At 53.7% G+C, this 5,941-nt stretch carries 5 protein-coding genes; 3 read left to right on the top strand and 2 right to left on the bottom strand.

Going from position 1 to position 5,941, the window contains the following annotated elements; genetic code table 11:
* Positions 1 to 620: 620 nt before the first annotated feature.
* Positions 621 to 1,511 (bottom strand): hydrogen peroxide-inducible genes activator, encoded by an 891-nt coding sequence (locus AC2FNV_RS23250; protein ID WP_170611250.1) that lies wholly within the window; start codon positions 1,509 to 1,511, stop codon positions 621 to 623.
* A 122-nt stretch (positions 1,512 to 1,633) separates the two neighbouring features.
* On the opposite strand from AC2FNV_RS23250, the gene katG reads away from it, so the two are divergent.
* The 3 genes from katG to AC2FNV_RS23235 all read left to right on the top strand — a co-directional run bounded on the left by katG (position 1,634) and on the right by AC2FNV_RS23235 (position 5,570).
* Positions 1,634 to 3,811, top strand: coding sequence for a catalase/peroxidase HPI (gene katG / locus AC2FNV_RS23245; RefSeq protein WP_170611247.1), 2,178 nt, complete (start codon positions 1,634 to 1,636; stop codon positions 3,809 to 3,811).
* A 112-nt stretch (positions 3,812 to 3,923) separates the two neighbouring features.
* Positions 3,924 to 4,631 (top strand): IS6 family transposase, encoded by a 708-nt coding sequence (locus tag AC2FNV_RS23240; protein ID WP_496774679.1) that lies wholly within the window; start codon positions 3,924 to 3,926, stop codon positions 4,629 to 4,631.
* 231 nt (positions 4,632 to 4,862) lie between these two features.
* The gene (locus AC2FNV_RS23235; protein ID WP_170611262.1) at positions 4,863 to 5,570 is read left to right on the top strand and encodes an IS6 family transposase; all 708 of its coding nucleotides are present in this window, start codon (positions 4,863 to 4,865) and stop codon (positions 5,568 to 5,570) included.
* Here AC2FNV_RS23235 and AC2FNV_RS23230 read toward each other — a convergent pair.
* On the bottom strand, positions 5,515 to 5,941 hold a 427-nt coding region (locus tag AC2FNV_RS23230), incomplete at its 5' end, for a copper chaperone (protein ID WP_496774676.1). The two genes, AC2FNV_RS23235 and AC2FNV_RS23230, sit on opposite strands and share 56 nt — an antisense overlap.

Raw genomic sequence — 5,941 nt, 5'->3', positions numbered from 1 at the left:
GGACGGCGTGCTGACCGTTACGATTCCAAAACCACCCGAGCAGGTGGCGAAAGCAAAGAAAATCAAAATCGAGTCTTCGGGATAAGTAATCATCCGAAAACTGAACAGAAGGTTCCCCGTCGGTTCACACAAAGCGATCCGCCGGGGGACACTCGGCACGCGGTGTATTTGATGATCGGAATGCCGCGCATCGTCGGCGATTGTTTTGCCCAGCGCGTACGTATGCCGATGAGATCAGTCCGATAGTTGTTCACGGCGTCGCATGTCGCTCATTTTTGGAGGCCAAGATTGTTCTTAGAACATGTTCGACCCAGTTGCCATCAGTTCTTGTCAGAGGAACCTCGATTAAGCGGGAACCCGGCTTCAAAAGGTGCTCCACTATGATCAGACTCGGAGGGTCGAAAACCTAGTCCGGCATTCATTGCACTTGCTGCTAAGGTTCGTCCGCTTGCGAACAAGATGACGTTTATCGCGACGGTTGTTCTGTTGTTTCTGGTATTACCGATAGCGATTTATCAATCGAACAGTTAAGGATCAGGTTGTACGAGGGCACAAGCAATGCCAGGCAACACATTCGCAGTCCGACATCTCTGCAAAATATTTAGCCCAGTGTTTCAGGCTTAATTATCCTTGGAGGCGCGTATTACAGCACCAATTTGCATTAGTTGATCAGATAGCGGGTTTGTTTTCCTCCAAACCAAGCCAATTGTACGCGACGGGCGAGAGCGGGTGAACCGAGCAACGGACACATCGGCAGATCGCGTCTCTAACTCAACTGCCATTTCCGGAATTAGCGTTACACCCATACCAGCACCGACCATTTGAACAAGCGTTGATAGGGAGCTCCCCTCCATTAATTCACTGGGCCTATTTTCACCAAACTGACAGAACGAAAGTGCTTGATCGCGAAAGCAGTGTCCCTCTTCTAACAACAGCAGGCGCATAGTTCGCAGTGTCTGTGGGCTTGGGACTGGCTTGTCTGCGTCCTGTGCGATGCGGACTAGCACAAAATCCTCTTCGAAAAGAGCATATTCCGTCAGCGCAGGTTCCGAGATCGGCAGGGCCACAACCGCGATATCGATACGGCCCTCTTGGATTTCCGCTAATAGGGTTGCCGTCACCGCCTCGCGGAGATGTAGGTCGAGTTTCGGAAATTCGCGTTTTATAGCGGTGATTATCGTCGGCAGAAAATAGGGCGCGACTGTGGGTATGATTCCAAGTCGCAAGTTCCCCGCCAGCGGTTCTTCCGATGCGCGTACAAGTTCTTCTAGTTCGTCTACCGCAAACAGAATTTGACGCGCCTTTTCGAGCAAATCTTCGCCAAGTGGAGTAAGGCGGACGTCTCGGGGCAGTCGTTCTAACAGGGGAGCGCCGAACTGTGCTTCCAACTCCTTTATCTGCAGAGACAACGCAGGTTGCGAGATAGAGCAGGCTTTTGCAGCTCGACCAAAGTTTCGTTGCTTAGCCAGGGAGTCGAAGTACCAAAGTTGTTTTAGGGTCACCGCTATCATTAGTACAGCTTATCAGAACCTTTTGGATATCCAATTGGAGTTTATTGCGCACCATGATTAGAATTGTTCTAGTTGTAGACCGAGCTTTGCGCTCCAAGCAATTTAACTGTCGGGAGAGAACTATGGACGGCAATAATATCGATCCTGCTGGCGGATGTCCTGTAACACATGGTGGAAACACCGAACTAGGCAATAGCGTCACTAAGTGGTGGCCGAAAACTCTAAATCTGGACATTTTGCATCAGCACGGTGCGCGTACAAACCCGATGGATCAGGACTACGACCATCGTAACGCGGTGAAGGCGCTGGACTACGAGGGTGTGAAAGCTGACGTCAAAGCTCTGATGACGGAAAGCCAGAGCTGGTGGCCTGCTGACTGGGGACATTACGGCGGCCTGATGATCCGGCTCGCGTGGCATTCCGCTGGCTCCTATCGAATGGGCGATGGTCGCGGCGGCGCTGGGTCGGGCAATATCCGCTTCGCGCCTCTAAACTCGTGGCCGGACAATGCCAGCCTCGACAAGGCACGCCGACTGCTCTGGCCGGTGAAGAAGAAGTATGGAAATGCACTCAGCTGGGCTGACCTCATCATCCTGGCTGGCAACATGGCTTATGAATCGATGGGGCTTAGAACCTTCGGGTTTGGGTTTGGTCGCGAAGACATATGGGGCCCAGAGCAGGACGTGAACTGGGGTGCGGAAGACGAATGGCTCGCGCCGTCGGAAAACCGCTATGCTGACCTAGATGATACGTCGACGCTCTACAATCCGCTCGCTGCGGTTCACATGGGGCTGATCTATGTGAACCCAGAGGGCGTTAACGGTAACCCGGACCCGGCCCGTACAGCTCTACATGTGCGCGAAACTTTTGCTCGTATGGCGATGAACGATGAGGAAACTGCGGCGCTAACCTGTGGAGGTCACACCGTTGGCAAAGCTCACGGTGGAGGTGATCATGCCCATATTGGCGCAGAACCTGAAGGTTGTCCGGTTCATGCACAAGGGCTTGGTTGGAGCAATCCCGGTATGGATGGGAAGGCGACTAATGCCTTCACTTCAGGAATCGAAGGTGCTTGGACCAAGAACCCAACTCAATGGGATATGGGCTATTTTGACTACCTGTTTGGCTACGAATGGGAGTTGACCAAGTCGCCCGCCGGAGCCAACCAGTGGAAGCCCGTTGATATGCCCGAAGATGAGATGCCGGTTGACCCAACAGATCCTTCTGTTCACCGTACGCCGATGATGACCGATGCTGACATGGCGATGAAGGTCGATCCTGTCTATAACGAAATCTGCCAGAAGTTCCGAGCTGATCCGGAGTACTTCGCAGACACATTCGGTCGGGCTTGGTTTAAACTGACGCACCGTGACATGGGGCCGAGAGCCAACTATTACGGCCCGGATGTTCCGGCTGAGGAACTGATTTGGCAAGATCCCGTCCCGTCTGGCCCCACATCCTATGACACGGGTGTCGTGAGGGCGAAGATCGAAGCGAGCGGACTTTCGGCGGCGGACATGATCGCTACGGCGTGGGACAGCGCCCGTACCTTCCGCGGGTCCGACAAGCGTGGCGGCGCGAATGGCGCACGCATCAGGCTGGCACCTCAGAAAGACTGGGTCGCCAACGAGCCCGAGCGTCTGGCGAAAGTTCTGGATGTTCTGGAGCCGATCGCGGCAGAGACGGGCGCATCGGTGGCCGATGTCATTGTGCTGGCCGGCAATGTGGGCCTTGAACAATCCATCAAGGCTGCGGGTCATGATGTGAAAGTGCCTTTCTCTCCGGGTCGCGGCGACGCTTCCGATGATCAAACAGACGCCAGTAGCTTTGATGTACTCGAGCCCCTCGCTTGCGGGTTTCGTAATTGGCAGAAGGAAGAATACGCAGTTGCACCCGAAGAACTGTTGCTCGACAAAGCGCAGCTCCTAGGGCTGACGGCCGCCGAGATGACCGTACTGGTGGGCGGTATGCGCATGCTGGGAACCAACCATGGCGGTTCCAAGCTCGGTGTATTCACTGACCGTGAAGGCCAGCTAACGAATGACTTTTTCGTCAACCTGACTGATATGGCGTATAGCTGGCATTCGCTGGAAGATGGCACTTACGAAATCCGCGATCGTGCGACAGGAGATGTCAAATGGACAGCAACCAGCACGGACCTCGTTTTCGGTTCAAACTCGATACTTCGTGCGTACGCCGAGGTTTATGCGCAGGACGACAACGCCGAGAAATTCGTACGCGACTTCGTAGCGGCATGGACCAAAGTAATGAACGCTGATCGCTTCGACCTGTTGAATTAAGCGAACGAGACGCTCGGGCAGCGTTGCTGCCCGAGCGTCGTCATATACTACCAACGGTCTTGTCAGAAGAACTTTGCTTGAGCGGGGCAGGGGGTATGCGTAGCGTTTGGGAATGACCAAACCTGCCTCCTTCAAGTACTTTAAGACCAGTCCCGAGATCATCCGCCTCGCCGTGATGCTTTATGTCCGATTTCCGCTTTCGCTTCGGAATGTCGAAGATCTGCTGCATGAGCGAGGCATCGACGTGAGCCACGAAACCGTCCGATACTGGTGGAACAGGTTCGGCCCAATGTTTGCTTCTGAGATTAGACGCAAACGGGTCCAGCAACTTCGTGCATTCTCGAAATGGAAGTGGCACGTCGACGAGGTTTTTGTGAAGGTAAATGGCAAGCGACATTATCTGTGGCGGGCTGTTGATCACGAAGGCGAGGTGCCGGAAGCCGTTGTCACCAAACGCCGAAACAAAGCTGCAGCACTGAAATTCCTCAGGAAATTAATGAAGCGGCACGGCAAAGCTGAAGAAGTAGTCACAGATCGCTTCGCATCCTACAAGGCTGCGCTCAGAGAAATGGGTGCGTTGGAAAAGCAAATGACGCGCAGATGGCTCAACAACCGCGTTGAGAATTCTCATCTGCCGTTCCGACGACGAGAACGCGCCATGCAGCGTTTCAGGCGCATGCGAAGTTTGCAGAAATTCGCCTCCGTCCATTCCTCTGTCTATAACCACTTCAACCAGGAAAGATCGCTCGCCAGCCGAGACACCTTCAAGCTGACACGATCCGCCGCTCTTGCCGAGTGGCGCGAACTTGGCATGGAGTAAAGGACAGCGTCGCTGGCCTACCAGAGACGAGTTCGAATTCGTCTGACAGCACCGCCACACACCCAATTCATCGTAAGACATTAATGTGAGTTCCGGATTTTGTCCCGTTATTCCGGGGGTTTGCGCCGTGTTCCAACGTGCGGAGACGCCACCCGGAGACGGTATTTCTCGTATGGTCTTGTCAGAAGAACTTTGCTTGAGCGGGGCAGGGCGGTTGCATAGCATTTAGGAATGACCAAACCTGCCACCTTCAAGTACTTCAAAACCAGCCCTGAGATTATCCGCCTTGCGGTGATGCTGTACATCCGATTTCCGCTCTCGCTTCGGAATGTCGAAGATCTGCTGCATGAACGCGGGATCGATGTCAGCCATGAAACCGTCCGCTATTGGTGGAACAGGTTTGGCCCGATGTTCGCATCAGAGATCCGAAGAAAGCGTGTTCAGCAACTTCGTGCATACTCGAAATGGAAGTGGCATGTGGACGAGGTCTTTGTGAAGGTGAATGGCAAACGCCACTATCTCTGGCGAGCTGTGGATCACGAAGGAGAGGTGCTGGAAGCCGTTGTTACCAAACGTCGAAACAAGGTTGCAGCACTGAAATTCCTCAAGAAATTATTGAAGCGTCATGGTTGCGCCGAAGAGATCGTCACAGATCGGTTCGCTTCCTACAAGGCTGCGCTCAGAGATTTGGGTGCTCTCGAAAAACAACAGACGGGTAGGTGGCTCAACAACCGCGTTGAGAATTCGCACCTGCCGTTCCGACGAAGAGAACGCGCCATGCAACGCTTCAGGCGCATACGAAGTTTACAGAAATTCGCCTCCGTCCATTTCTCCGTCTACAACCACTTCAACCAGGAAAGATCGCTAACCAGCCGAGACACCTTCAAGCTGACACGCAGCGCCGCTCTTGCCGAGTGGCGCGAACTTGGCGCGGGATAAAGGACAGCGTCACTGGCCTACCAGAGACGAGTTCGAATTCGTCTGACAGCACCTTCGCGTTTTTGTTTTTCCTTGCAAGTGCAGCATAGAACAACACCGTGGGAGCCGCGCTTGGCACCATCATAGCAATCATCATGACCCACCACATCAGGAAGACCATTAACGCATAACCAGGTGTCCATTCTGCGGATGCCATCATCATGCCCGGCATTTCAATGGCCATCTGTGTCATAGTAATAGCCGACATGGGCATGCCGACCCCGAGCAGGGTATAAATCGCAGCGAGAACAACGACAGAAGAAAGACCTGCTATCACTATTAGCCGGTCTCGCTTCAAGCTGCGCTCTAGCGCAGTTCCAGTTGCTGTGGTC

This window comes from Ruegeria sp. BHSA163, assembly GCF_059613365.1.
This window is presented reverse-complemented; position numbering and strand designations above follow the sequence as displayed.

Coding starts and splice junctions, on each gene's coding strand:
- AC2FNV_RS23250 (WP_170611250.1), bottom strand. CDS start 1,511: ATGATAGCGGTGACCCTAAAACAACTTTGGTACTTCGACTCCCTGGCT.
- katG (WP_170611247.1), top strand. CDS start 1,634: ATGGACGGCAATAATATCGATCCTGCTGGCGGATGTCCTGTAACACAT.
- AC2FNV_RS23240 (WP_496774679.1), top strand. CDS start 3,924: ATGACCAAACCTGCCTCCTTCAAGTACTTTAAGACCAGTCCCGAGATC.
- AC2FNV_RS23235 (WP_170611262.1), top strand. CDS start 4,863: ATGACCAAACCTGCCACCTTCAAGTACTTCAAAACCAGCCCTGAGATT.